Below are 24,822 nucleotides of genomic sequence, written 5' to 3' on the forward strand. Positions count from 1 at the left end.
CGACATGAAAGTTTTCTACGACAAAGACTGCGACCTGTCCCTCGTCAAGGGCAAGACCGTCGCCATCATCGGCTACGGCTCGCAGGGCCACGCCCACGCGCTGAACCTGCACGACTCGGGGGTGAAGGTGGTGGTCGGCCTGCGCAAGGACGGCGCCTCGTGGAAGAAGGCCGCCAACGCCGGCCTGGAAGTCAAGGAAGTGGCCGAGGCCGTCAAGGCCGCCGACGTGGTCATGATGCTGCTGCCCGACGAGAACATCGCGGCCGTCTACCGCAACGAAGTGCATGCCAACATCAAGGCCGGCGCCGCGCTGGCGTTCGCCCACGGCTTCAATGTGCACTACGGCCAGGTCGTGCCGCGCGATGACATCGACGTCATCATGATTGCCCCCAAGGCGCCCGGCCACACCGTCCGTTCCACCTACTCGCAGGGCGGCGGCGTGCCCCACCTGGTGGCCGTCTACCAGGACAAGTCCGGCTCCGCCCGCGACGTGGCGCTGTCGTACGCCAGCGCCAACGGCGGCGGCCGCGCCGGCATCATCGAGACCAACTTCCGCGAAGAAACCGAAACCGACCTGTTCGGCGAGCAGGCCGTGCTGTGCGGCGGCACCGTCGAGCTGATCAAGGCCGGCTTCGACACCCTGGTGGAAGCCGGCTACGCGCCCGAAATGGCCTATTTCGAGTGCCTGCACGAGCTCAAGCTGATCGTCGACCTGATCTACGAAGGCGGCATCGCCAACATGAACTACTCGATCTCCAACAACGCCGAGTTCGGCGAATACGAGACCGGCCCCAAGATCGTCACGGAACAGACCCGCCAGGCCATGCGCGAAGCTCTGGTCGCCATCCAGACCGGCGAATACGCCAAGAAGTTCATCCTGGAAAACGCCGCTGGCGCCCCCACGCTGACCTCGCGCCGCCGCATCAACGCCGAATCGCAGATCGAGCAGGTCGGCGGCAAGCTGCGCGCCATGATGCCCTGGATCGCCGCCAACAAGCTGGTGGACAAGTCCAAGAACTGACCGGCTCGCGCCATTGGTGTCAGGCACCCTGGCGGGAGCCTGACACCTGCGTGAGGACGTATCGGTTCGTGTCGGCTGTCAGGCTCCCGCAGGGTGCCTGACACCGGCGTGTTCCGCGCGATATGCCCGTGTCGGGCACCGATTGTCCTGACGCGGGCGCCGGCCCATGCGGCGGGCGCCCGCAGTCCCTGCGGCATCCCTGGCGGGATGCCTTTTTTTTGCCTTGGCCGGCAGGCACTCGGCCTGGCGCCGGGCCGTCCCGCCGGCAAAAAATGGGCGTTCCCGCGCCAGCAAGCGGCCCGGGATGGGTTAACCTTTCAGGTATACGCCGCAATTGCCAGTCACTATGCCCAATTTCTCCATGCGCGATCCCGAAAATCGCCACCGCAGCATCTACCTGCTGCCCAATGCCTTCACCACCGCGGCTTTGTTCGCCGGCTTCTATGCCGTGGTGCAGGCCATGAACGACCGCTTCGAGACCGCCGCGATCGCCATCTTCGTGGCGCTGGTGCTCGACGGCATGGACGGCCGGGTGGCGCGCCTGACCAATACCCAATCGGCATTCGGCGAGCAATACGATTCGCTCTCCGACATGACTTCGTTCGGCGTGGCGCCGGCGCTGGTCATCTATGAATGGATCCTCAACGACCTGGGGCGCTGGGGGTGGCTGGCCGCGTTCGTCTACGTCGCGGGGGCGGCCTTGCGGCTGGCGCGCTTCAACACCAATATCGGCGTGGTCGACAAGCGTTATTTCCAGGGCCTGCCCAGCCCGGCCGCGGCCGCGCTGGTGGCCGGTTTCGTCTGGCTGGCCATCGACAACAAGCTGCCCATCCACGACAACGTGATGGCCTGGGTGGCGTTCTGCCTGACCATGTACGCCGGCGTGACCATGGTGTCGAACGCGTCGTTCTTCAGCGGCAAGAGCTTCGCCCTGGGGCGCAGCGTGCCGTTCTGGGGCATCTTGCTGGTGGTGGCGGTGTTCGTGTTCGTTTCCAGCGACCCGCCGGTGGTGCTGTTCGGCCTGTTCGTGCTGTATGGCCTGTCCGGCTGGGTGATCATGGCGTGGCGCTGGAACCGCGCCCGCCGCCTGCAGCAGGAACGCCGCTCGCACACCGAATAGCGCCGCCGGCCCGGCCGGCGCCCGCGCCTACCACCAGCGCCAGTCCTCGTCGTACATCGGGTCCGGGCCGGGGTGGAAGCGCGTCACGCGGTCGCCGTCGCGGCCCATGTACACGTACATCAGCGAATTCCATACCCCCGACTGCTTGTAGCGGTAGGACCACACCACCTGGCGCACATCGGGCAGCCCGACTTGCGAGATATCGGCCGGCGGGCCGAATTCGCAGCGCACTTGGTCAGCCGTCCAGGTGCCGCTGGCCAGGCGCCGGAAATGGGCGTCGGTCAGCACCGGCACCACCTGGTCGATGCGGCCGTCGGCGCCCACGTTGGCGCCCCAGGCGAATTGGCCGTAGGGCTGCTGGGTCCAGATGACGCGCTGCCCGCCGCCGGGCAGTTCGCAACTGAAATTCGGCCGGCCGATCCGGGCCGCTGCGTCCCCCAGGGAAGCGCCGGGAGGCACCTGGGTCGGGTTGGCGCAGCCCGCCAGGAAGGCCGCGGCGGCCAGGGTTCCGGCGCGGGTGGCCACGCGTGAAATGTTACAGAACATGCCGGCTCTCCTTGGCAACGGCGCCGTGCCGGCCCGGCCGACGGGGCACCAGGCGCAGGGGGCACGGCCCCATGCGGCAATTCTAGCGAATCGGCTATAATCTCGGTCTGATTTGCCCGGCTATCTTGCGTGGCCGGGCAAATTAGTATCATGCATGTACGGTTTTTTGCCGTTTTTTGAACCCACGGCTGGGCGCCTCGGCCCTGCCGCAAGTCCGTAGAGGTCATTCCATGTCCGTAGCTGACATCAATAAAGCCGACATCGTCTCGCAGTTCCAACGCGCCCAGGGCGATACCGGCTCCCCCGAAGTCCAGGTGGCTCTGCTCACCGCCCGCATCAACGAACTGACCGGTCACTTCAAGACCCACATGAAGGACCACCACTCGCGCCGCGGTCTGCTGCGCATGGTCAGCCGTCGCCGCAAGCTGCTCGACTATCTCAAGGGCCGCAATCCCGATTCGTACCGCGCACTGATCGAAAAACTCGGTCTGCGCAAGTGATCGACGGGGCTGGCTCCCCATGATGCAACCGTGGCCGGTGCGACGCTCGTCGCGGCGGCCACGGTTTTTCATTTGTAAGGAATCCTCGTCATGTTCAATAAAGTGACCAAATCGTTCCAATACGGCCAGCATACGGTCGTGCTGGAAACGGGCGAGATCGCCCGCCAGGCATCCGGCGCGGTGCTCGTCTCGGTGGACGATACCGTCGTGCTGGCCACCGTCGTGGCCGCCAAGAACGCCAAGCCCGGCCAGACCTTCTTCCCCCTGACCGTCGACTACATCGAAAAGACCTACGCCGCGGGCCGCATCCCCGGCGGGTTCTTCAAGCGTGAAGGCAAGCCGTCCGAAAAAGAAACCCTGACCTCGCGCCTGATCGACCGCCCGCTGCGCCCGCTGTTCCCCGAAGGCTTCTACAACGAGGTGCAGGTGGTCCTGCACACCGTCTCGGTCAATCCTGAAATCGATCCCGACATTCCCGCCATGATCGGCGCCTCGGCCGCGCTGGCTATCTCGGGCATCCCGTTCAACGGCCCCATCGGCGCCGCCCGCGTGGGCTACATCGACGGCCAGTACGTGCTGAACCCGCTGGCCTCGCAACTGCAGTCCTCGCAGATGAACCTGGTCGTCGCCGGCACCGAGAACGCCGTGCTGATGGTCGAATCCGAAGCCCAGCAGCTGTCCGAAGACGTCATGCTGGGCGGCGTGGTGTACGGCCACGAGCAAATGCAGGCCGCCATCAACGCCATCCACGAATTGGTGCGCGAGGCCGGCAAGCCCGAATGGGATTGGCAGCCCGCTCCCAAGAACGAGGCCCTGATCGCCGCCGTGACGGCCGCCGCCCAGGAAGGCCTGGGCGCCGCCTACCAGCTGCGCCAGAAGCAGGCGCGCACCGCCAAGCTGCGCGAAGTCTACGCCGAGGTGCACGCCAAGCTGGCCGAGCAAGCCGCCGCCGCCGGCCAGGAGGCCCCGGACGCGGTCGAGGTCGACAACATCCTGTTCGACCTCGAGGCCCGCATCGTGCGCGGCCAGATCCTCAACGGCGAGCCCCGCATCGATGGCCGCGACACCCGCACGGTGCGTCCCATCAGCATCCGCCTGGGCGTGCTGCCCCGCGCGCACGGCAGCGCGCTGTTCACCCGCGGCGAAACCCAGGCCCTGGTCGTGGCCACGCTGGGCACCAAGCAGGACGAGCAGATCATCGACGCGCTCATGGGCGAGTACCGCGACCGCTTCATGTTGCACTACAACATGCCCCCGTTCGCCACCGGCGAAACCGGCCGCATCGGCGTGCCCAAGCGCCGCGAAATCGGCCACGGCCGCCTGGCCAAGCGCGCCCTGGTGTCCCTGCTGCCCGAGCACGACGACTTCCAGTACACCATTCGCCTGGTGTCCGAGATCACCGAATCCAACGGTTCCTCGTCCATGGCCTCGGTCTGCGGCGGTTCGCTGGCCATGATGGACGCCGGCGTGCCCATCAAGGATCACGTGGCCGGCGTGGCCATGGGCCTCATTCTCGACAGCGGCAAGTTCGCCGTGCTGACCGACATCCTGGGCGACGAGGACCACCTCGGCGACATGGACTTCAAGGTCGCGGGCACCGAGAACGGTATCACCGCGCTGCAGATGGACATCAAGATCCAGGGCATCACCAAGGAAATCATGCAAGTGGCGCTGGCCCAGGCCCGCGAAGGCCGCCTGCACATCCTGGGCAAGATGCGCGAGGCCCTGGACGGCTCGCGCACCGAGCTGTCGGCTTTCGCGCCGCGCATGCTGACCATCAAGATCAACCCCGAGAAGATCCGCGACGTCATCGGCAAGGGCGGCGCCACCATCCGCGCCCTGACCGAGGAAACCGGCACCCAGATCGACATCTCCGACGACGGCACCATCGTCATCGCCAGCGTCGACGAGGCCCAGGCCAAGGAAGCCCAGCGCCGCATCGTCGAGCTCACCGCCGACGTCGAAGTGGGGCAGGTGTACGACGGCTCGGTGCTGCGCCTGCTGGATTTCGGCGCCATCGTGCAAGTGCTGCCGGGTCGCGACGGCCTGCTGCACATCTCGGAAATCGCCAACTACCGCATCGCCAACATCAACGATGTGCTGAAGGTCGGCCAGCAAGTCCGCGTCAAGGTCATCGAGGCCGACGACAAGGGCCGCCTGCGCCTGTCCATCAAGGCCATCGGCGGCATCGAGCAGCAGCAGCCGGCTGCCGGCGAGCAGCCCGCGCCGCAATCGGAGCCGCAGGCCGAATAAGGTTTGCTTTTCTTGAGCAGAAACGGCACCGCGAGGTGCCGTTTTTGTTGCGATCTACGGTAAATTCTGGGCACGCGCGAACGGGCCGGTGGCGGCCACGAAGGAGGACGCATTGACCGGCACAGGATTCGACACGGCATGACGACCATACGGCTGGCCGCCTGGCTGGTGGCGGGCTGCGGCCTGCTGGCTGCTGGCGGCTGCATTCCCAGCCAGCCCGCCGCGCACGGGCCGCAAAGCGAAGACATGTCGATGGACCAGTTCGCCCAGACGGACTTCAATCGCACTGTCACGCTCGAGATCCGCGACAACCTCGACAGCCTGTACGTGCTGCTGGACAAACTCTATCGCCGCAACCCGCGCGAATGGCGCAAGATCGACGTGTCCGACCAGCCGGCGGCGGTGGCCCGGGTGCGCCGCATGATCGAGAACCGCACGCCGCCGCCCGGCCTGAGCGGCCTGCGCGACATCCAGATCCTGGCCGTCTCGCTCGACCCGGCCTACCGGGGCGACCGTGTCGCCGCCTTCATCTACGGCTTGGCCGATACGATAATCGCGGCTCATAATGACAAGACGCGCATGTACTTGTCCGATGTGCTGGACGGCCAACGCATCTACAATGCCGCCCGCAATGTCGAAGCGGCCGCGTGGCTGCTGGCCTCGCGCCGCGACGCGCGCGGAGCGCCCCTGCTGCTGGCCAACGAAATGTCCGACCTGGCCACCAACCTGAGCTTCGAACGCGAATTCGGCGCCATCATCGGCCGGCTGGACCTGATCGCCAACCTGCTGGGCGAAAATGCCCGGCGCGTCGGCATCAACTATGCGCAAGGCCTGCTGTTCTTCAATTTCCTGCCGGTGCGGTAGGGGACGGCCGGCGCCACGCTCTACAGGACCTGACAGTGATCGATCTCGCCGCCATCCAAGCCGCCCGCGCCCGCCTGCAGGGCCAGGTGCTGAAAACCCCGTTCACGCATTCGCGCACGCTGTCCGACATCCTCGGTGCCGAGATCTGGCTCAAGTTCGAGAACCTGCAGTTCACCGCCTCTTTCAAGGAGCGCGGGGCGCTCAACCGCATGCTGGCGCTGGCGCCCCAGGAGCGCGCCCAGGGCGTCATCGCCGTGTCGGCCGGCAACCATGCCCAGGGGGTGGCCTACCATGCGCAGCGGATGGGCGTGCCGGCGGTCATCGTCATGCCGCGCTTCACGCCCACCGTCAAGGTCGCCAACACGCGCCGCTTCGGCGCCCAAGTCGTGCTGCACGGCGATACCTTCGACGACGCCCAGGTCCATGGCTACGACCTGGCGCGCGAGCGCGGCCTGGTCATGATCCATCCCTATGACGACCCGGCAGTGATCGCCGGGCAGGGCACCGTGGCGCTGGAAATGCTGGAAGACCAGCCCGGCCTCGACGCCATGGTCATCGCCATCGGCGGCGGCGGCCTGATCAGCGGCATCGCCACGGCGGCGCGCGCGATCAAGCCCGGCATCGAGATCGTCGGCGTGCAGACCGAGCGTTTTCCGGCGATGTACGCCGCCATCAACGGGCGGGACATGGCCGCCGGGCACTACACCATCGCCGAGGGCATCGCCGTGAAGTCGCCCGGCGTCATCACGCAGGACATCGTGCGCCGCCAGGTCGATCGCATCGAGCTGGTCAGCGAAAGCGACATCGAGCACGCCATCGTGGTGCTGCTGGAAATCGAGAAAACCGTGGTCGAAGGCGCCGGGGCCGCCGGCCTGGCGGCCCTGCTGCGCGAGCAGGCGGCGGGCGGTGGCCGCTTCCAGGGCAAGCGCGTCGCCCTGGTGCTCACCGGCGGCAACATCGACCCGCTGATGCTGGGCGAGCTGATCGAGCGCGGCATGGTGCGTGCCGGCCGGCTGGCGCGCATCCGCGTCGACCTGCGCGACCTGCCCGGCGCGCTGGCCCATGCCACCAAGCTGATCGCCGACGCGCAGGCCAATATCACCGAAGTGCACCACCAGCGCGCCTTCACCGCCTTGCCCGTGCGCAACGTCGAAGTCGACTTCGTCTTGCAGACGCGCGGCCCGGAACACATCCAGGAAGTCATCGACGCGCTCAACGCGGCCGGCTTCGCGGCCAGCAACCACGATCACTGAGCCCGCCAGCGCTCCTGGTCGCGCGCCACCAGCGCCTTCAGGCGGTAGAGCCGCTCGCGGTGCAGGATCGCCGCCAGCGGCTCGGGCGCGCGTCCCAGCGCCGCGTGGTCGTCCAGCACCGCGTCCACGGCCGCGTGCAGGCGCGTTGCGTCGGCCTCCCACCATGCCGCCAGCAGCCGGTCCGGCGTGCAGGCATCCAGGCCCTGGCGGCGCAGCTCCGAGCGGTTGAAATCCTTCAGGTTCCAGGTCGCCACGATGACCGTCGGCGGCCGTTGCAACCCGCACCGGGCGCGGCGCGCCAGGCCGGCGGCGATCACGTGGAAATCCTTGGGGTCGCTGTAGCGCAGCACCGCCTCGTAGGCCCCGGTGTCGGACTCGCCGGCCAGCGGAAAACACTCGTTCATCTCGGCCCACTGCGCCGCCAGCACGTCCGCGGGAATCGCCCACAGGCGCGCCGCGTTGCGGCGCCATTCCTCGCCGATGCGCTCGCTCCAGACCGGCGCGTACAGGCCGGCGGCGGCCAGGCGCAGCATGAGGCGCCGCACAATGCCGGACATCAGCACGCAGGCGTCCAGGACGACAAATGGGGAAGTATCGGAATTCAGGGCGGACACGGCGGCGGCGCACGGCGAGCCGGCAGGGCTACAGACGGCCCACACTGTAGCAGGAAGCTGGCCCCGGTTTCTGGTAACAAGAAATTGCCAGGGCCGGCACGCTGCCCGGACGGCCAAACTGCCGGATGTTGTGCAGCAATAGGCCGCGAATCGCCGCGAGCTATCTGCTGTTATCGACAGTTATAGATTTGTTGCATCTATTAGGGAAAACCGCCTTGAGGCGGTTTTTTCGTTGAAGTAGCTTGCTCGGGTAATCCCTAATCGGGGCAGTGTATCCAGGCCGTATGACAACCGCATGAAAAGCAGGTAGCGCCTCTGCAATCACCGTAAGAAGATCGTTTCGGGAGAGTATCCGTGGATATTCCAAGCTTCATTCAGTCTCGTCCCATCATTGCGCATACTCCCCTGGGAAACAGCCTGACGTTCAAGCAGATGACCGGCCACGAAGGCTTGTCGCAATTGTTTGAATTCGAAGTCGAATTGCTGGCGGACAACTTCAACCTTGACTTGAAGCAACTGCTGGGCAAGCCGCTTACGCTGGAAATCGCCACCACGTCCGCCACGCGCTACCTCAGCGGGCTGATCGTGCGCTGCGTCATGGTGGGGCGCGAAAGCGGCACGTCGCGCAACTATATCTACAAGGCCACGGTCAAGCCGTGGCTGTGGTACCTGACCCAGACCTCCGACAACAAGATCTTCCAGCAGAAGTCCATACCGGACATCATCAAGGAAGTGCTGGGGGAATACGGCTACCCCTTCGAGACGAAGCTCACCGGCAGCTATCGCTCATGGGAATACTGCGTCCAGTACCAGGAAACCGATTTCGCCTTCATCAGCCGCCTGATGGAGCACGAGGGCATCTACTATTACTTCAAGCACGACAAGGGCCAGCACACGCTGGTCATGACCGACGACATCGCCTTGCATTCGCCGGTGCCGGGGTATGAGTCCATTCCCTATTACGGGCCCGACCGCGTTTCCACCCCGCAAGAAGAATACGTGTCGATGTGGGAGATCTCGGCGCAGATCACGCCCGACGGCTATGCCACGGTCGACTACGACTTCACCAAGCCGGGCGCGAGCCTGGACGCGGTTTCCAAGCGGCCCGGCGGTTCCGAGCCGGGCAACCTGGAAATGTTCGAATGGCAGGGCGGCTTCCAGGAAGCGCAGCACGGCGAACATTACGCGCGGGTGCGGCTGGAAGAATTGCAGAGCATCCAGGAACAGGACCTGGGCCTGAGCAACGCCCGCGGCCTGGCGCCGGGGCACCTGTTCACCCTGCGCAACCATCCGCGCAAGGCCGAGAACCGCGAATACCTGGTCGTGTCGGTGAACTATCGCATGAGCGTGGGCGGCTATGCCACCGGCAGCGGCTCGGAGGAGTTCTACGAAGAGTCCTTCTCGGCGCTGCCGTCGAGCATCCAGTACCGCGCCCCGCGCGTCACGCCGATTCCGCGCACGCACGGCCCGCAGACGGCCCGCGTGGTGGGGCCCGCCGGCAAGGAAATCTGGACCGACAAATACGGCCGCATCAAGATCCAGTTCCACTGGGACCGCTACGGCCAGAAGAACGAAAGCAGCTCATGCTGGGTGCGCGTGTCCAGCCCCTGGGCCGGCGGCGGCTTCGGCGGCCTGCAACTGCCGCGCATCAACGACGAAGTCGTGGTCGACTTCATCGGCGGCTGCCCGGACCGCCCCGTGGTGCTGGGCCGCGTCTACAACGCCAACAACATGCCGCCGGTGGAGTTGCCGGGCAGCGCCACCCAGAGCGGGTTCCGCAGCCAATCGGTGTACGGCGACCCGTCGATGTGCAACAAGATGATCTTCGAGGACGCGCTGGGCTGCGAACTGGTGCACATGCGCGCGCAGAAGGATATGTGTGATGAGGTGGTGAATGACCATAGCCACTCGGTCGGTTGCAACTATACCGTCGATGTCGGCGAGCACTACAGCATCAAGGCGAAGACCCTGACGGTGGAGATCTGTGAGGAAACCAACGTCACGCTCAATGGGCCCACCACCGTCAATCGCAAGGCCTATTCCGCCGATACTAAAGGCACCGTGCTGGAGACGACCACCGGCGATGTCACCAAATCGACCACCGGCATCCTGATCGACACGCAGACCGGGGTGCAGACCCTGACCAACCTCGGCGCGGTGGGGCATTTCCTGCTGGGCGCCTATGGTTCGGTGCAGGTGGGTGATTTCAAGAAGACGATTTTCGGCAACGTGGGCTGACGGCCAACATTCAGGGGGCACTGTAATGACGAATCTGGCCGAGGACATCCTCAATGCCGTCAATGGCGAGTTGAACAACCTGGGCGACAATGCGCCGCCCGAGGCGGTCGAGGAAATCGTGTTGCGTCACGCCAAGACTGGTGCCGGCGACAATCCCGCCCTGCAGCAAGAAGCCATGGAGCTGGCCCGCCAGCAACTCGAGAACGGCATGGCTCCGGATGCCGCGGCGGTATCCGCGGCCACCCAGACATACCAGAAAGGCGTAAGTCAGCGCCCCGGCCTGCAAGCCAATGGCGACGAACTGCGTGGCTATCTGCCCGGAGACGATGGCATACCCGGCAGCGGCGAGGTCGACGAATACCTGAAAAACCACGGCGATGCCAAGATGACCTCCGAGCAGCGGGAAGTGCTGTCCGAGGCTACGACCGCGTTCAAGGACGCGGGCATGGACGACGACCTGGCCGCCCAGGCGCAGGCCGCCATCATCAACGCCACGCAGCAGGGTACCCTGATGCCGGCTGGCATCGACATCCACGAGAATTTGCGCGCGATCGTGCACGACAACGTCACTCTGGATTTCAAGAGCAGCCAGATCAAGACGACGATGCAGAAGGTCGAGTACAACCATACCGGCAATTTTCATCTCACCGCCAAGGACGTCAAGCTGACGGCGGATTCGATCGCCATCGTCGCCTCGGAGACGGAAACCAATATCGTCCACAACCATAAGCGCTCGGCGCGCTCGCAGTACGCGAATTCCTTCGGAACGACGACTTTCACCACCATGCCGCTATGGGACCTGACCCTGACCGGGGCCGGGATCGACGTGAACGCGGTCAACGCCAGCTACGGCACCATCCGCGTGGGCGCCGCGCTGCGGATGGATACTTGGGGGTTTGGACGTGTCGGGATGAAAGGTATCACGTACGACACCATCAAGAAGAAAAGCATGAGGAAGTTCAACAGCCACTTGATCAAGGCCGTGGCCATCATGCTCGTGCTGTAGAGCGGGAGACAGACCATGAGTGAAGGCATTCCGTATGTCCGTCCTGGCTCCACGGCGGCGCGGGCCGTGAGCGAAGTGGGCCAGTATTTCGCGGATCATCCCGATCCGACGCCAGTCGAGCTCGAAGCCATGGTGAAAGACCGCATCGTGGCGCATGGCGGGGATCCGGTCACCGCGGCGGCGTCGGCCGCCACCGCCAGGGAACTGGCCGGCCGCAGCCCCGGCCAGCAGCGGGCGCTGGCCGAGCAATTGGTCGGCGTGACGCTGGCCGACCCCGCCCGGGTCGGCCAGTCCGTCGTGCAGAACACCCGCCAGGCCTGGGAGAAGGCCGCGGAAGGGGGGGGCAAAGTCGACAAGGTGGGCATCGCCCGCGCCCAGGCGCAGGAGGCGCTTGCCGATGCCGGCGCCGCGGACACCACTTCTTCGTCGTTGTTCGACACCAAGTTCCAGGAATACCTGGACCAGGGCGTCAGTCCCGAGATGGCGGCCGCCCAGGCGGTGGCCATGGTGCTTGCGCAAGCCACGCCCCAGGCCGGTTCATTTTCGATCTACGGCTACCTGACGATGCTGGTGCATGGCAACACCGACTACGTCTTCTTGAATGAAGAGCACGTCAAGATCAAGGGCAGTGCCATTCACACGCATTTCGTCAGCACCACCTATAACCTGGGAAGCAACGACTTCATTGTCGATTGCGACACCATCAAGACGTCCAGCACGGGGGAGGATGTTCGCACTCATTCCGGTCATGCCATCGGCCGTTATGAGAGCCAGTATTTTTCAACGGCCACATCGACCCTGTCGGGATTCTGGTGGCGGCACAAGTGGGGCACGCTGACCAAGACGGTATCGGGCGCGACAGCCTCCATCAGCGGCGGGCGTGTCTACCTGGCCGGTCTGGATTCCGACCTGATGCTGTGGAAAAACGGCGGGTCCGCCAACGATATCCGGCGCACGCCACTGCAGGTGCGCGACTTCCTGAAGCAGAAGTTCAGCTCGAAGACACACCGGATCAATTGATGACCGCCCTGCCTTGCGGATTTCAATCGGTGGCCGGCGGGTGTGCCATCACCATACTGTTGTGTAGATCGATAAATCATGTCTGAGCCTCCCACCATCGGTTTTACCCCGATTCCCGGGTCTAACGCGGCCGATGCCATTGCCCAGGTCAGCAAGCTTGCGCTCGATGAAGGCAATATCCGGGGCCATATCGTGGATGTCCTGCTGGACGCCGGGGTGGACCGCATGACTGCCTCGGCGGCGGGCGAGGCCGCCAACCAGATCGCCACCAATAATCCGACCATCCGGGATGCCAACGGCAATGTCGTCAAGCAGGGCGTGGATTTGCAGCAACTGGCCCAGGACCTGGTGGGCAATGCGGTGGCGGATCCGCGGGTCGCCGCCAATTCGGCCGCCGCGCGGGTCGAGGCACTGGATGCTTCGTTGCCTGCCGACGAAAAAGCCGCGCGGGCCGTCGCCATTGCCGGCGAGGAGGCGGCCGCAGCCGGCGCGGACAGCAGCATAGCCCAGGCCAAGACCCGGGAGGCGCTGGCGGCGGGCATGTCGCCGCGCGACGCGGCACTGGCGGGCACTGCCGCGGCAGTGTCGATCGCGGTCGCCGATAACCCGAGCCCGTCGGGCCTGGAGATATTCGGCTATTTCAAGGCCATGGTCCAGGGAATGGTCACCGAGACCTACCTGGGCACGGAAACGAAGCATGTGACCAATCTGTCTCGCTGGGAGGTCGACAACAGCTTCATCCAGAATACGGCCGGCACGCTGACGGTCAATTGCGCGCACTATACCGCCACGGCCGATCACGACGAAAGCATTACGGATCATTCCTTTGGTATCTATAAAGGCGGCTACGAGATGTATGCGCTGCATCCCCTGACGATGGTCTGGGGCAGCGCGAGCGGCGCCGCGCTTTCCACCACGGTGACCTGGGCGAAGCTGTCGTCCATCGCGCCGCTCAAAGAGATAGCCTTCGGCGGGGATGTATACGTATCGATACTGGGAACCGAGGTGACCGATGACGAGAGAGAGCGGGCCAGAAAGAAGATAAAGCAAGCGCTTGTCGCGGTCTGGAACGCACGCTCGAAGCTCAAATTCGGATAGCTTGATGAAGACGGTCAAACCACTGCGCCTGATGGCTCTGCCCAGGCCTTATCGCTGGCGCAATGAAATACATCTGGCCGTGGCTGTGGCGGCCCTGGTCGAGGATAAGGACGGGAAGCATCAATTGCTGCCCGAGCACACACTCGTGCACGAGGTGCTTCCTGAACTCGACGCCGACGAAGTACTGGACTTCGTCATGCCCAAACCCAATCCGGAATACCTGGTGAGCGGCCAAGCGTACACGCATCACCAGGAAGAAAAGACCTCCTGCATCGTCAGTGTACGCGTCGACGACAAGCGCAAGGACGGGCTGGTATTGGGCGACAGGTACTGGATCGGCAACATCGCGTCCGAACCGGCGCCGTTCGACCAGATGCCGCTGACCTGGAGCAATTCCTTCGGCGGACCGGACCATCCGGACAACCCGCTGGGTACCGGCCTGGCGGAAGTCGAGGTAGAACCCGGGCTGCGCGCCATCCGCCTGCCCAACCTGGAATGGCCGGCCGAGCGGATCCGTGATCGCGGGCAGCGGGTGCCGCCCTGCAATTTCGGGCAAGTGCGCATTGACTGGCCGAGCCGGATGGCCAAGATGGGGACGTGCGATCAGAAGTGGATAGAGACGGTCGGCACCGGGTTTTTCGATGACATGCAGCCGTCCCTCTTCAATGCCGCGTCCCCCGACCAGGTATGGACGGACCGCGACGCGCTGCGCATGGATGAGTCCTTCGAGATCTGGAACATGCATCCCGAGCTCGACTGCTGGTCGGGTGTCCTGCCGCCTCTCAAGGCACGAGCCTTTATCGAGCGGCGAGGCCACAAGGGTGAGCTGGACGAAGTTGCCATGCGCGCCACCACAGTGTGGTTCCTGCCGCATCGCCGCAGCTATGTGTTGTTGTTCCATGGCCATATTCCCATAGACGAAGACGACGCCTATGACGTCACGGCCTTGATGGTGGCGCTGGAGCGCATTGACGCGCCCCGGGACGAGGCGCACTACCTGCATACATTCCGTGCCCGCTGCGACCATGAAAAAGCGGCGTTCCTCGCCCTGCGTGACGAAGATCTCATGCCCGCCGACATGCTGGGCCCGTGGTTCGAAAAACAGCCGCTGGACGAGCATGCGATGCTGTCCAAGCTGAACAGGTATATGGAGGGAGGGCCGGACGCGGCATCCGGCACGTTCGTGGGACCGGTCAAGCCGATATACTTGGCCGACGTCTCCAAGCTGATCGAGCGCAGCGACAAAGAGCTTGAAGAGCTGCTGGCTGAGCACGAGCGGGAACGCCAGAACGTGCTGGCGGGCAAGCCGCCCGCGGTCGCCGATCCCGGAGAATCCGAGTTCGAGCGCAAGCTCAGGCGCAGTATCTACGAAAGGGCGGACATCAGCCGGGAAGTCGGCCGGCCGCACATCCCGCATAGCGGCCCGCCGGATTCAATGGTGAAAGGTCTTGACATGAAGGCGGCCGAAACCCGCCGTACCATGCGTGAGGTGCTTGAGGGCTCGGGGGGCATGGGTGTTCCCCAGAGTTCGACACTGGGCGATGCCTATGGCTTTGTGCGTCGCTCGCTCAACAAGATGTACCTGTACTCCGTGCAGTTCCAGGACGGCGTGCCCCGGATGGACGAACACCGCGCCGTCGCCTTGCGCAGGCGCATATTGGCGCGCTACGAGAAGGGCCGCAACCTGTCGGGCATGAATCTTACCGGCGCCGACTTGTCCGGCATGGACTTGCAGGGCGCCGATTTTTCCGAGTCCTGGCTGGAAGGGGCGGATCTGTCGGGTTGCAACCTGGCGGGCGCGGTGTTCCGCGAAACGGTGCTCGCCAGGGCGGATTTCCGGGGCGCCTGCCTGGATGGCGCCAGGATCCAGCAGGCCAATATCAGCGAGGCGAGTTTCGTCGACGTCAGCCTGGCCGGCACCTACATCGGCGAGGTGATCGTACGCGCCCCCACCGCTTTCCGCAATTGCCGGTTCCTGGACGCGACGCTGGACGACTTCGACGCGGAGGACATGACTTTCGAGTCCTGCGTGCTGGAAGGTGGCGCCATACGCCACGTTCAGCTGTCACGCGGAATTCTACGCGGTTGCCGCCTGAATGGGTGCGAGCTGGAAAAAATGGACATCGACAGTGGGCTGTTGGAGGACGTGCTGCTGGTCGACTGCATGCTGACCAGCTGCGACTTCGACGAGACCCGCCTAGTGCGGTGGGAAATGCAGAAATGCCGGGCTACCAAATTGACTCTCGAAGAAGGCATGGTCCTGGTCCAGCCGGTGTTTTCAGATTGCTATTTCGTGCAGAGTCTGTTCCGGGAGGTACGGTTCGAGCACGCCAATTTCATCGACACGACACTGGAGCAGTGCGATTTTTCGCTCGCCAACCTCGAGGCCTGCCGGATGGAGCGCGTGCAGACGCCACAATCGTTCTTCGTGCGCACCAACTTTGACCAGGCCAATCTGTCCGGCAGTAATCTGATGAGCGGCAACTTCCAGAAAGCGCGGTTTATTGGTACTAACCTGTCGAGTTGCAACCTGTTCAGGGCGGATATGTCGGAGACATTGCTGGACGCTTCCACCATCGTGGACCGCGCGTATATCCAACGCACGCGCACCGTGCCTAAGCGGCGTAACCTGCCGGTTGCCCCTGACGGAGACGGCAATGAATAAAGCAGACATCCTGGCGAAGGCGGCCTCGCTCGACACCCTGTTGGGCGCGAGGGTGGCGGGGGAGGTCTTCGACGGCGATTTCCTGGAAGGCATGATCTTCCGGGACGGTGATTTTTCCGGCGCGCGTTTCGTCGGCACACACATGAAAGACTGTTTTTTCTCTCATTGCCGCTTCCCGCGGGCGCGGTTTTCCGGGGTCGATCTGTCCGGCGGCCGGTTCGACCACTGCGAATTCGAGGCGGCCGCATTCGAGGGCGCCGCGCTGGATGACGTCAAGTTCCTGAACTGCACGCTGCGCGGCGCGGTGTTCAGCAGTTGTTCCGCCGCCGACCTCGCGCTTATAGACTGCGACGCTCGCGCATCGAGTTGGCAAGGACAAGTGCTGACCGAGGCCAATTTCCTGGAGAGCCGTCTGGAAGGCGCTGATTTCGGCAATGCGGACCTGTCCAGGGCTTGCTTCTTTGAGCTCGATATGCACGACCTGAACCTGCGGGGTGCCATCCTGCGCGAGGCCATGTTTTCCGGCTGTACGCTTTCCGGCTACGACCTGTCGGGCCAGGACATTTCCGGAGCCCAGTTCAACGACGGGGTGCTGGAGCATGTCGATTTCTCCCGTTGCGACATGGCCATGTGTAATTTCACGGATGCCAGGCTCGACAAGTGCCGCTTCGACCGTGCGCAGGGGCCAAGCAGCCTGTTCATCAATGCCGATATCCGCGATACCAGTTTCGAACAGGCCCGATTCAGCCAGTCGCTGTGGAATGGCGCGCGTGTGCGGGACAGCAATTTCGCGGACGCGAGCCTGGATATGAACAGCTTCGGCAAGGCCGTCATGGAGCGCTGCAGTTTCAGACGCGCCGACCTGCGCTATTCCGATCTATCCTATGCCATATTGCAACGCTGTGATTTCGCCGATGTGGCATTGGAGAAAACACGTTTCCACCGCGCGGTGTCCGATGACGAGTCGGTCAAGCGCCGGGCGGGGGCAATAGAGCGCGACGACGAATTGTTCGACGCGGAAATCTGGAGTGCCTGACTAGGAGAGTCGCTATGCCATTCTGGGGATGCATGGGCAGCGGGCGCAGCATCGGACTGGGGCCCTATATGACAGGGGTCTCGAAGAACGACATGTACAGCTGCATGAAGCTGCCTACCACCAACGTTTTTATTCAGAACAAGCCGGCGCACAACCTGTATTCGATCGCGCCCTTGACCATAGACCTGCCCTCGGGCGTTCTGGGCGTGGCGTCCGGGACGCTGTTCATGTTGGGTACTACCATCGCCTTGTTCTCGTTCACCGTGGTGGCCTCGGGGGGCATGGTCATCCGGTGGTTGTGCCTGGCCTTGCAGAATCTATGGAACACCCTGGGCATGTACCTGAAGATGGATCAGAAGAAGGTGCTGGTCCTGTCCGCCTGATGCCGCGCAGCCTCATCGCGTCCAAGGTGCGCACCTACCTGTTCATGACGCTGGGTGCGCCCGTCTTGATGCTGCTGGGCCTGATCGCGTTCATTGCTTGCCTGGCCTGCCTGTTCATGGGCTTGTGGGATGAACGCGTGGTGCGCGCCATGCTGTACATCAATGGCGCGATCACGATCTTCATGGCCGGCTGTGCGTTGGTCGTCTACCGGGGTGCCGTGCTGACCGATATTGCACGGGAGCTCGACGAGCATGGTTCCCGGGGCACGGCCACCATTCTGGAATCCGCCTACAGCGGTTCGCTCGAGGCCGAGCACCACAAGCAGTGGTACGAGCTGAAGCTGGCGGTGCAGCCCGAGGATGCGTCCTCAGCGCCGTTCACCGTCGACATCGAGCAGATGTTCAATGTGGCGATCGTGCCGCTTCTGGCGGTGGGAAGCGTGGTGCCAGTGAAGTTCTCCCCCGACAGCGAGATCTTTGCCCTGGTGGCGCTCGAGCAGGCCTATGTGCGCCTGAAATAGCACCTAGCCCCGGCGGCGGGCATACACTATCGCGTACACCACCGCATTGCCCGCGACCAGCGTGCCGGCCAGCATCACCTGCATCCCCCGCGTCAGCCCCTCCGGGTAGATGAGCCCGAACACATAATGCTCGATGAACCCGCCCGGGTAGCCTTCCTGCCCGGCCATCTGCCGCAACTCATTCTCCAGCGGCGTCAGCGGGCAGACCCAGCCCAGGCCCATCACCGTGGCGCCCCAGGCCAGGGCCGCCAGATGCCACGGCATCAGCCAACGCTTCCACAGGACCAGGAGGCCGCCCAGCGCCACGAACAGCACAAAGGCGGCATGAACCAGCAAGACGAGGTCGGCGAGGGCGCGGTAAAGCATTTCTTGCCCTTGCCGCGGCGAGCTGCGTCAGCGGCGCCGCTGGAGTCGGTCGCCTTCCGGCTGGCGCCGCTTGCGCATCAACGCCACCAGCAGCCAGCAGCCGATCAGCACCGAGGCGGCCGTGCCGGCCACCAGGCCGATGTGCTGGCCGCCCTGCATGGCGCCCAGGCCGCGCGCGGTCAGGTAGCCGGGCAGCAGCATGAGCGGCATCCAGGCCACCGCCGACAGCACATTGGCGAGCTGGAAGCGGGCGTGGTTCATGCCCATGATGCCGGCCACGGTCGGGATGGTGGAGCGGATCGGCCCCAGGAACCGGCCGATCAGTACCGAGGCGAAGCCGTAGCGGTAGAAAAACAGCCGCGCCCGCGCCACGGCGGTGCGCTGGGTGTTGAACGGCCAGCGGCGCATCAGGCCGGGACCCAGCCAGCGGCCCAGGCCGTACGAGATCGCGTCGCCCACGATGGCGCCGGCGATGCCCCAGGCCAGCACATTCCACGGCGACAGCGTGCCCGCGCCGATCAGGCCGCCGGTCAGCAGCATCAGCGCGGTAGCGGGGATGAACAGGCCGACCAGGATGAGCGATTCGCCCAGCGTCAGCAGGAAGGTGATCGGCCCGGCCCAGTCCTGGTTGGCCTGGATGAACTGGCCGATCTTGTCGATATAAGCGTCCATGCAAAGAAATAGGGACTTGGATGCTGGACATGTTACCGCAGGGTATATGTCCGAAATCCTGCGGCACTGGCCGCGGCTGCCGAAAAGTAACGGGATTTATACGCGCCAGCGGGGCGAGGCGAGGGCCCTGGCTGCATGGGCGGGGCCAGCGCCCAATATTGTAAATATTGGCAATTGCGCGCCTGCGCGCCGAATGGTGCACCCACCCGGAATCGAACCGGGACGCCTTGCGGCGAGAGATTTTAAGTCTCTTGCGTCTACCAATTTCGCCATGGGTGCGCGCGACGGCAATGGCGGAAGCGGTGGGATTCGAACCCACGAAGGGCGCAAACCCTTGCCGGTTTTCAAGACCGGTGCCTTCAACCACTCGGCCACGCTTCCGTTCGCGCCCCGGTATGGTACCGCGGCGGGAAAGTCCGGGCCGTGGACGCAAGCGCCGCATGGCCGGTTTGGAACTTCCGTAAAGGGCAGCATAATAATCCATTTGATTGAGGAGGCGCGCGATGCGAGCAATAGAGATTTCCCAACCCGGCGGTCCGGACGTGCTGGTGCCGACCGAGCGCTCCATGCCCGAACCGGGTGCCGGCGAAGTGCTGATCAAGGTGGCCGCGGCCGGCATCAACCGTCCCGACGTATTCCAGCGCAAGGGCAACTACGCGCCGCCGCCGGGCGCCTCCGACCTGCCGGGCCTGGAAGTGGCCGGCGAGATCGTCGGCGGCGACGCCGCGGCGGGCGATTTCGCGGTGGGCGACAAGGTGTGCGCGCTGGTGGCGGGCGGCGGCTATGCCGAGTACTGCGTCGCGCCGGCCGTGCAGTGCCTGCCCATTCCCCAGGGCCTGTCCGACATCGAGGCGGCCGGCCTGCCGGAAACCTATTTCACCGTCTGGAGCAATGTGTTCGACCGTGGCGCCTTGCAGGCCGGCGAGGCCTTGCTGGTGCATGGCGGGGCCAGCGGCATCGGCACCACGGCCATCCAGCTGGCGCGCGCCATGGGCAACCCGGTGTACGCCACGGTGGGCAGCGACGAGCGCGTGCGCGCGGTCGAGCAGCTCGGCGCCGCCAAGGGCATCAACTACAAGACGCAGGATTTCGTCAAAGAGGTGCTCGACGCGACCGGCGGCGCCGGCGTCAATGTGATCCTCGACATGGTGGCCGGCGACTACATCAACCGCAACATGAAGTGCCTGGCCGACGACGGCCGCATCGTGGTCATCGCCTTGCTGGGCGGGGCGCGCGCCGAGGTCGATTGCAACCAGATCCTGCGCCGCCGCCTGACGCTCACCGGCTCGACCCTGCGGCCGCGCCCGGTGGCCTTCAAGGGCGCCATCGCCCAGGCGCTGCGCCAGCGCGTGTGGCCGCTGCTGGAGCAGGGCGCCATCAAGCCCATCGTCCATGCCACCTTCCCGCTCGAGCAGGCGGCGGCCGCACACGCCATGATGGAGGCGGGCGAGAACATCGGCAAGATCATCCTGACCGTGTAACGCCCGTCCGGGGGCCGGCGTATTTCCCGGTAAACAGGATACAATCTTGGGTTTGACCCGGATTTCGTCCGGGCCCACCCCATACCGTTTTGCGCCATGACCTCTCAAGAGAACCGCGCCCGGCTCGTGCTGGGCAACTGGAAGATGCACGGCAGCCTGGCCGAGAACACCGCGCTCCTCGAGGCGTTGCGGGCGGCTGACCCGGCCTCCCACTGCGAGATCGGCGTGTGCGTGCCTTTCCCGTACCTGGCCCAGGCCGCCGCCGTACTGGAAGGCAGCGCCGTTTCCTGGGGCGCGCAGGACGTCAGCGCGCACGCCAAGGGAGCCTATACGGGCGAGGTTTCCGGCGCCATGCTGAAGGAATTCGGCTGCCGCTGGGCGCTGGCCGGCCACTCCGAGCGCCGCACGCTGCACGGCGAGGCCGACCAGGCCGTGGCCGACAAGGCGCGCGCCGCGCTCGACGCCGGCCTGACCCCGGTGGTGTGCGTGGGTGAATCGCTGGCCGATCGCGAAGGCGGCAACACCCTCGGCGTGATCGAGCGCCAGCTCGAGCCGGTCCTGGCCCTGGGCGCCGACGCGCTGTCGCGCATGGTGCTGGCCTACGAGCCCGTGTGGGCCATCGGCACCGGCCGCACCGCCACACCCGAGCAGGCGCAGGAAGTCCATGGCGCCATCCGCGTGGCGCTGCGCGGCCTGGGCGCCGGCCAGGTGCGCGTCCTCTACGGCGGCAGCGTCAAGGCGGCCAATGCCGCCAGCCTGTTCGCCATGCCCGATATCGACGGCGCCCTGGTGGGCGGCGCGTCACTCGTGGCCGAAGAATTCCTGCGCATCGCCGCAGCCTAAGTTTCCGTCCGGAGTCTTCAATGTCTTTGACACTCACCATTTTGCTGGTCGTCCAGGTCCTGTCGGCCCTGGGGATCATCGTCCTGGTCCTGCTGCAGCAGGGCAAGGGCGCCGACATGGGCTCGGCATTCGGCAGCGGTTCGGCCGGCAGCCTGTTCGGCGCCTCCGGGGCGGCCAACTTCCTGTCGCGCTCCACCAAGTGGGCCGCCGTGGTCTTCTTCGTCAGCACCCTGGGCCTGGCCTACCTGAGCCACGGCGGCTCGTCCTCGGGCGGCGCCATGGAATCCGGCGTCATGCAGGACTTCCCCGCCGACCGCTCGGTGCCGCAGGTGCCCGGCGCCGCCGGCAACGGCAGCAGTTCCGTGCCGCAAACGGCCCCGGCCCAGCCGGACGCCTCGGTGCCGCAGGCCCCGGCCGCGCCCGCGCCCGCGCCGCAACCGGAGTCCAAGCCGGCCGACGTGCCCGCCGCGCCGGCGCCGGCCGACAAGCCCGCCGAGCAGCCGTCCGCCGACAAGCCCGCTGAGCAGCCGGCCGCGCCCGCCCAGCCGGAAAGCGCCCCCAAGCCGGCCCAGTAACAGCACCTGGTCGGCGTTCGGCGTTGGCCGGGCGCCGATTTCCATGCTAGAATGCCCGACTTTCCAGCGGCAATAGCCGTACACGGGAAGCCAAGCCGACGTGGTGGAATTGGTAGACACGCTATCTTGAGGGGGTAGTGGCGAAAGCTGTGCGAGTTCGAGTCTCGCCGTCGGCACCAAGATGCAGTATCAGGTAGTACACAGCAGTCTACGAAACCCGCGATTCTCCTATAGAGATGCGGGTTTTTTGTTGTCTATGCGTCTACCGTCGTCTCGCTGAATCTACAAACAGCGTCGCTTCGCGGGAGAGTCTCTGGTCGATCTGAATGCCATCAAGCCCACTACCCCTGACGGCCGCCACGTCGAGTGTGCAAGGCTGCAGTACCGGGTCGGCATGCGCATCTGTGGCAGTCGCTGTTGATGCGAGATTGTTACCTCAACTGCAGCGTTTGGCTAGGGAAGAGTGGGCTAAGGGAGTTAGGGACAAAAGAGAAAACCGCCCGGGAGGACTGTTATTGGGGACGGGGGTTTAGATTATCTTGCCATTGCTGGTGTATGTGCATACACTACACGTATGGAATCTGAGCCCGGCCCTTTGGCCGGTAGTAGGATTTCCCCCAAGCCCGCGAAAGCGGGCTTTTCTTCTTTATCGTGGGGGCCACACCACTATTCCTGGTGGTCCACCAGAAAGGCGGTTGGCATCGGCTACGACCGCGCTCCCAAGTTCATCCCATATATCAACCCCGAATGAAGGCCCTGGGAATACTCGCCTGAAAGCAGCATAAGCGTTCAAGTCCGCCCACTGTATCAAGTATGATTCATGCGAACGCTTCTCGTAGGGGTCTTCGACTATGTTCTGTGCCTTCCTCTCAAGAGTCCCCTCTCCGAAATAGGAAGGTGCCTGGTGGAAGCGACGCATCGCTCTGATTTTTTTCCTAATTAAGTCGCCGTGCCCATCATCTGGCGAAATCATGATGTTGTCCTTGTTCGCTGTTCCAAAGCGCTCAAGTCTCTGAATGGCATACCTCCATGCTGTTTCCCGCACGTCAGTGTCCTTCTTTAGTATGCGGTCCTTGGCGATGACTATGGAAAAAGTCTGGAAAATTCCAGCTTTTCTCTGAAACCGCATCGCTGCTCGGTATGCTTCCATTCGTGCACCATAACTGAGGCCGGTTTTTCGGAATGGGCCCTTGTTGTGGATGAGCCAGGATGCCTTGATCTCCGCGCGAGGTGAAAGATGGAATTTATCTTTTAGGTACCGTCGGAATGCAATCGATTGGTCCAGCGCGGACAACCAGTTCGAGTCGTGTACGAGCACGCAATTCAGGGTGAAAGTATTGGTGGGGGACTTCTCGAAACCTGAGTCCCCAGACTCATCGAAGTACGCTAAATACACACTGCCTCCTCAGGTGATCGACGGGTCGCTTCTTATTCTTAGCCGGAGCTAGACTAGGGGCGAGCGGCCTGCAACTGAACTTGGTTCGGATCAATGGAAACTCGTACGTTCGTAAGGTTGTCAGCCTTGGCAGGTGAGATCACTAGTTCCGCCCGATTACATGCCCCCGGCAAGAACCTCTGAGGCAGATCAATTTCCTTGGTTTGATCAGGGTCGTCGGTGTTGGCGGCTGTCTTCCAGGAAAGCTTGAACTTCAGGCCGGAATACGTCATCGCTTGGGGGTTCCCCACATCGAGCTTCAGCTTTACCCCATTGGCGAATGGGGTGACATCCTGTACCGACACGAGGAAAATTCCCAGGTCAGTGCGGACAGTTGAAAAGGTCTTGTCAGTGAGGCTTAGCCGGGCGGTATAGGATCCCGTCTGGATATTCAGCATCAGGGTGTTGAATGAGGTGTCTACCTTTACAGACGCAAGGTCGGCCTTGAGCGCCTCGTTTGACCGCTTCAGATCCTGAATCGCTTTTTCTTGCTGATCAGCCGCCTGACGGAGTTGAGCGACTTCTTTGGCTGTGCCTTCATCCAGCCTGCATCCCACCAAGGCGAGCATTATAAAAAGAGCCAGAATTCTCATTGTGTCACGCTCGGATTAGGTGTTTTTTGGACATTCGGGCCAAGCCAGCGCAAATTCTCTTTGCGGTACGGCGAGGTTTCTATCAATTGAGGGTCGGAGACCTGCTCTACAGCGGCGCATCCTGCGGATTTCTTGCATGCCTTGCTACGTGGTTTCAGGCTTTCGGGGCTGGTTCTGTATCTCCTCTACTTGGCCAGTCGCTATATCCATTCCTGTGCCCATCTCGCTCTCCGAGCTGGAGTATCTGAGCAGCTTGCCGGCATGGTCGAAGGTAAGCATCACATGACTGGAATTGGTGTCCGCCCCGTCGACGAATGCCCCCACAAACGGGTGAACGTCTCCGGCCTAGTCCGATACTCGGCATAGGTGTAGAGCAGGGCGGTGGTGTCATCCGAGTTGCGCATCTGGGTCGTGGACTTGCCCACTGCCGTGATCACATCCAGCCAGGTCGTCTCGCCTTGCTTAAATTGGTCAAGCTGGCCCTGCTCCCCTTGCACGCCTGTCGCAGCGCATCCACCAAGCGCCAACACGGTGATCAGGAGGGATAGATAAGCAGCGTGTTTCATTGCGCAACATATAACGATGTCGCCGGAACGCTGCTTAAGCAGGGTTGGCACGTTTCGTTAATTTTCGTATTATGTTGGAGCGTATCCTGCCCCAGTTCGCCAGTGCAATCAACTACGGGTCTACCCGGGGGTGAAACAATGAAATTTGGGTAC

At 63.9% G+C, this 24,822-nt stretch carries 24 protein-coding genes and 3 tRNA genes; 18 read left to right on the plus strand and 9 right to left on the minus strand.

Annotation, left to right across the window (positions count from 1 at the left end):
- Window positions 1-4 precede the first annotated feature (4 nt).
- Window positions 5-1,021: a ketol-acid reductoisomerase gene (gene ilvC, locus ACKTT0_RS14425; protein ID WP_028356518.1), complete on the plus strand. Its 1,017-nt coding sequence runs from the start codon at window positions 5-7 to the stop codon at window positions 1,019-1,021.
- Between the two features lie 346 nt (window positions 1,022-1,367).
- Window positions 1,368-2,141, plus strand: coding sequence for a CDP-diacylglycerol--serine O-phosphatidyltransferase (pssA, locus tag ACKTT0_RS14430; protein ID WP_407850545.1), 774 nt, complete (start codon window positions 1,368-1,370; stop codon window positions 2,139-2,141).
- Window positions 2,142-2,168: 27 nt separating this feature from the next.
- Here the strand turns inward: pssA and ACKTT0_RS14435 are convergent, their stop codons facing one another.
- Window positions 2,169-2,687: a hypothetical protein gene (locus ACKTT0_RS14435; protein WP_407850546.1), complete on the minus strand. Its 519-nt coding sequence runs from the start codon at window positions 2,685-2,687 to the stop codon at window positions 2,169-2,171.
- Window positions 2,688-2,917: 230 nt separating this feature from the next.
- On the opposite strand from ACKTT0_RS14435, the gene rpsO reads away from it, so the two are divergent.
- The 4 genes from rpsO to ACKTT0_RS14455 all read left to right on the plus strand — a co-directional run bounded on the left by rpsO (window position 2,918) and on the right by ACKTT0_RS14455 (window position 7,557).
- A complete protein-coding gene (rpsO, locus tag ACKTT0_RS14440) occupies window positions 2,918-3,187 on the plus strand; it encodes a 30S ribosomal protein S15 (protein WP_407850547.1) in 270 nt (89 codons plus the stop codon).
- A gap of 90 nt (window positions 3,188-3,277) precedes the next feature.
- Window positions 3,278-5,440 carry a polyribonucleotide nucleotidyltransferase gene (pnp, locus tag ACKTT0_RS14445; RefSeq protein ID WP_407850548.1) on the plus strand — a complete coding sequence of 721 codons (2,163 nt, stop codon included), beginning with the start codon at window positions 3,278-3,280 and terminating at the stop codon, window positions 5,438-5,440.
- Window positions 5,441-5,578: 138 nt separating this feature from the next.
- Entirely contained in the window at window positions 5,579-6,304 is a 726-nt protein-coding gene (locus tag ACKTT0_RS14450) for a hypothetical protein (protein ID WP_407850549.1), read from the plus strand.
- A gap of 35 nt (window positions 6,305-6,339) precedes the next feature.
- The gene (locus ACKTT0_RS14455) at window positions 6,340-7,557 is read left to right on the plus strand and encodes a threonine ammonia-lyase (protein WP_407850550.1); all 1,218 of its coding nucleotides are present in this window, start codon (window positions 6,340-6,342) and stop codon (window positions 7,555-7,557) included.
- On the opposite strand, the gene ACKTT0_RS14460 is transcribed toward ACKTT0_RS14455, so the two are convergent.
- Entirely contained in the window at window positions 7,551-8,114 is a 564-nt protein-coding gene (locus ACKTT0_RS14460) for a PIN domain-containing protein (protein ID WP_407852432.1), read from the minus strand. The two genes, ACKTT0_RS14455 and ACKTT0_RS14460, sit on opposite strands and share 7 nt — an antisense overlap.
- A 411-nt stretch (window positions 8,115-8,525) precedes the next feature.
- Here ACKTT0_RS14460 and ACKTT0_RS14465 point away from each other — a divergent pair, with 411 nt between their 5' ends.
- The 8 genes from ACKTT0_RS14465 to ACKTT0_RS14500 all read left to right on the plus strand — a co-directional run bounded on the left by ACKTT0_RS14465 (window position 8,526) and on the right by ACKTT0_RS14500 (window position 18,138).
- Window positions 8,526-10,409: a type VI secretion system Vgr family protein gene (locus ACKTT0_RS14465; RefSeq protein WP_407850551.1), complete on the plus strand. Its 1,884-nt coding sequence runs from the start codon at window positions 8,526-8,528 to the stop codon at window positions 10,407-10,409.
- A 25-nt stretch (window positions 10,410-10,434) separates the two neighbouring features.
- Entirely contained in the window at window positions 10,435-11,415 is a 981-nt protein-coding gene (locus ACKTT0_RS14470; protein WP_407850552.1) for a hypothetical protein, read from the plus strand.
- A gap of 15 nt (window positions 11,416-11,430) precedes the next feature.
- Window positions 11,431-12,435, plus strand: coding sequence for a hypothetical protein (locus ACKTT0_RS14475; protein ID WP_407850553.1), 1,005 nt, complete (start codon window positions 11,431-11,433; stop codon window positions 12,433-12,435).
- A gap of 78 nt (window positions 12,436-12,513) precedes the next feature.
- A complete protein-coding gene (locus ACKTT0_RS14480) occupies window positions 12,514-13,533 on the plus strand; it encodes a hypothetical protein (RefSeq protein WP_407850554.1) in 1,020 nt (339 codons plus the stop codon).
- A 4-nt stretch (window positions 13,534-13,537) separates the two neighbouring features.
- Complete coding sequence (locus ACKTT0_RS14485; protein ID WP_407850555.1) at window positions 13,538-16,198, plus strand: DUF2169 family type VI secretion system accessory protein; 2,661 nt, start codon at window positions 13,538-13,540, stop codon at window positions 16,196-16,198.
- On the plus strand, window positions 16,191-17,234 hold the full coding sequence (locus tag ACKTT0_RS14490; protein ID WP_407850556.1) for a pentapeptide repeat-containing protein: 1,044 nt from the start codon (window positions 16,191-16,193) through the stop codon (window positions 17,232-17,234). Before ACKTT0_RS14485 ends, ACKTT0_RS14490 begins: the two co-directional genes overlap by 8 nt.
- Window positions 17,235-17,248: 14 nt before the next feature.
- A complete protein-coding gene (locus tag ACKTT0_RS14495) occupies window positions 17,249-17,617 on the plus strand; it encodes a PAAR domain-containing protein (RefSeq protein ID WP_407850557.1) in 369 nt (122 codons plus the stop codon).
- On the plus strand, window positions 17,617-18,138 hold the full coding sequence (locus ACKTT0_RS14500) for a hypothetical protein (protein ID WP_407850558.1): 522 nt from the start codon (window positions 17,617-17,619) through the stop codon (window positions 18,136-18,138). The genes ACKTT0_RS14495 and ACKTT0_RS14500 overlap by 1 nt, the downstream gene beginning before the upstream one ends.
- 3 nt (window positions 18,139-18,141) lie before the next feature.
- Here the strand turns inward: ACKTT0_RS14500 and ACKTT0_RS14505 are convergent, their stop codons facing one another.
- The 4 genes from ACKTT0_RS14505 to ACKTT0_RS14520 all read right to left on the minus strand — a co-directional run bounded on the left by ACKTT0_RS14505 (window position 18,142) and on the right by ACKTT0_RS14520 (window position 19,557).
- Window positions 18,142-18,504, minus strand: a complete 363-nt coding sequence (locus tag ACKTT0_RS14505) for a DUF2784 domain-containing protein (protein WP_407850559.1) — start codon at window positions 18,502-18,504, stop codon at window positions 18,142-18,144.
- A 27-nt stretch (window positions 18,505-18,531) separates the two neighbouring features.
- Window positions 18,532-19,176, minus strand: a complete 645-nt coding sequence (locus tag ACKTT0_RS14510; protein ID WP_407850560.1) for a DedA family protein — start codon at window positions 19,174-19,176, stop codon at window positions 18,532-18,534.
- Window positions 19,177-19,370: 194 nt separating this feature from the next.
- Window positions 19,371-19,455: transfer RNA gene (locus ACKTT0_RS14515), tRNA-Leu, on the minus strand.
- 12 nt (window positions 19,456-19,467) lie between these two features.
- A tRNA-Ser gene (locus tag ACKTT0_RS14520) sits at window positions 19,468-19,557 on the minus strand.
- A 122-nt stretch (window positions 19,558-19,679) separates the two neighbouring features.
- On the opposite strand from ACKTT0_RS14520, the gene ACKTT0_RS14525 reads away from it, so the two are divergent.
- From ACKTT0_RS14525 to ACKTT0_RS14540, 4 genes are all read left to right on the plus strand, one after another.
- Window positions 19,680-20,657, plus strand: coding sequence for an NAD(P)H-quinone oxidoreductase (locus tag ACKTT0_RS14525; protein ID WP_407850561.1), 978 nt, complete (start codon window positions 19,680-19,682; stop codon window positions 20,655-20,657).
- Window positions 20,658-20,753: 96 nt separating this feature from the next.
- A complete protein-coding gene (gene tpiA / locus ACKTT0_RS14530; RefSeq protein WP_407850562.1) occupies window positions 20,754-21,500 on the plus strand; it encodes a triose-phosphate isomerase in 747 nt (248 codons plus the stop codon).
- Between the two features lie 20 nt (window positions 21,501-21,520).
- Window positions 21,521-22,075, plus strand: a complete 555-nt coding sequence (gene secG, locus ACKTT0_RS14535; RefSeq protein WP_407850563.1) for a preprotein translocase subunit SecG — start codon at window positions 21,521-21,523, stop codon at window positions 22,073-22,075.
- Window positions 22,076-22,169: 94 nt separating this feature from the next.
- A tRNA-Leu gene (locus ACKTT0_RS14540) sits at window positions 22,170-22,254 on the plus strand.
- A 467-nt stretch (window positions 22,255-22,721) separates the two neighbouring features.
- Here the strand turns inward: ACKTT0_RS14540 and ACKTT0_RS14545 are convergent.
- The 3 genes from ACKTT0_RS14545 to ACKTT0_RS14555 form a co-directional block, all read right to left on the minus strand.
- Window positions 22,722-23,471, minus strand: coding sequence for a DUF3800 domain-containing protein (locus ACKTT0_RS14545; RefSeq protein WP_407850564.1), 750 nt, complete (start codon window positions 23,469-23,471; stop codon window positions 22,722-22,724).
- 53 nt (window positions 23,472-23,524) lie between these two features.
- Window positions 23,525-24,103 carry a hypothetical protein gene (locus ACKTT0_RS14550; protein WP_407850565.1) on the minus strand — a complete coding sequence of 193 codons (579 nt, stop codon included), beginning with the start codon at window positions 24,101-24,103 and terminating at the stop codon, window positions 23,525-23,527.
- 278 nt (window positions 24,104-24,381) lie between these two features.
- A complete protein-coding gene (locus ACKTT0_RS14555) occupies window positions 24,382-24,669 on the minus strand; it encodes a hypothetical protein (protein WP_407850566.1) in 288 nt (95 codons plus the stop codon).
- Window positions 24,670-24,822: the final 153 nt, after the last annotated feature.

This window comes from Bordetella saccharivorans, assembly GCF_045862855.1.
GTDB classification, from domain to species: domain Bacteria; phylum Pseudomonadota; class Gammaproteobacteria; order Burkholderiales; family Burkholderiaceae_B; genus Bordetella_A; species Bordetella_A petrii_F.

Coding starts and splice junctions, on each gene's coding strand:
- pssA (WP_407850545.1), top strand. CDS start 1,368: ATGCCCAATTTCTCCATGCGCGATCCCGAAAATCGCCACCGCAGCATC.
- ACKTT0_RS14480 (WP_407850554.1), top strand. CDS start 12,514: ATGTCTGAGCCTCCCACCATCGGTTTTACCCCGATTCCCGGGTCTAAC.
- pnp (WP_407850548.1), top strand. CDS start 3,278: ATGTTCAATAAAGTGACCAAATCGTTCCAATACGGCCAGCATACGGTC.
- rpsO (WP_407850547.1), top strand. CDS start 2,918: ATGTCCGTAGCTGACATCAATAAAGCCGACATCGTCTCGCAGTTCCAA.
- ACKTT0_RS14490 (WP_407850556.1), top strand. CDS start 16,191: ATGAATAAAGCAGACATCCTGGCGAAGGCGGCCTCGCTCGACACCCTG.
- ACKTT0_RS14475 (WP_407850553.1), top strand. CDS start 11,431: ATGAGTGAAGGCATTCCGTATGTCCGTCCTGGCTCCACGGCGGCGCGG.
- ACKTT0_RS14555 (WP_407850566.1), bottom strand. CDS start 24,669: ATGAAACACGCTGCTTATCTATCCCTCCTGATCACCGTGTTGGCGCTT.
- ACKTT0_RS14450 (WP_407850549.1), top strand. CDS start 5,579: ATGACGACCATACGGCTGGCCGCCTGGCTGGTGGCGGGCTGCGGCCTG.
- ACKTT0_RS14460 (WP_407852432.1), bottom strand. CDS start 8,114: ATGTCCGGCATTGTGCGGCGCCTCATGCTGCGCCTGGCCGCCGCCGGC.
- ACKTT0_RS14505 (WP_407850559.1), bottom strand. CDS start 18,504: ATGCTTTACCGCGCCCTCGCCGACCTCGTCTTGCTGGTTCATGCCGCC.
- ACKTT0_RS14510 (WP_407850560.1), bottom strand. CDS start 19,176: ATGGACGCTTATATCGACAAGATCGGCCAGTTCATCCAGGCCAACCAG.
- ACKTT0_RS14550 (WP_407850565.1), bottom strand. CDS start 24,103: ATGAGAATTCTGGCTCTTTTTATAATGCTCGCCTTGGTGGGATGCAGG.
- secG (WP_407850563.1), top strand. CDS start 21,521: ATGTCTTTGACACTCACCATTTTGCTGGTCGTCCAGGTCCTGTCGGCC.
- ACKTT0_RS14525 (WP_407850561.1), top strand. CDS start 19,680: ATGCGAGCAATAGAGATTTCCCAACCCGGCGGTCCGGACGTGCTGGTG.
- tpiA (WP_407850562.1), top strand. CDS start 20,754: ATGACCTCTCAAGAGAACCGCGCCCGGCTCGTGCTGGGCAACTGGAAG.
- ACKTT0_RS14470 (WP_407850552.1), top strand. CDS start 10,435: ATGACGAATCTGGCCGAGGACATCCTCAATGCCGTCAATGGCGAGTTG.
- ACKTT0_RS14495 (WP_407850557.1), top strand. CDS start 17,249: ATGCCATTCTGGGGATGCATGGGCAGCGGGCGCAGCATCGGACTGGGG.
- ACKTT0_RS14435 (WP_407850546.1), bottom strand. CDS start 2,687: ATGTTCTGTAACATTTCACGCGTGGCCACCCGCGCCGGAACCCTGGCC.
- ilvC (WP_028356518.1), top strand. CDS start 5: ATGAAAGTTTTCTACGACAAAGACTGCGACCTGTCCCTCGTCAAGGGC.
- ACKTT0_RS14500 (WP_407850558.1), top strand. CDS start 17,617: ATGCCGCGCAGCCTCATCGCGTCCAAGGTGCGCACCTACCTGTTCATG.
- ACKTT0_RS14485 (WP_407850555.1), top strand. CDS start 13,538: ATGAAGACGGTCAAACCACTGCGCCTGATGGCTCTGCCCAGGCCTTAT.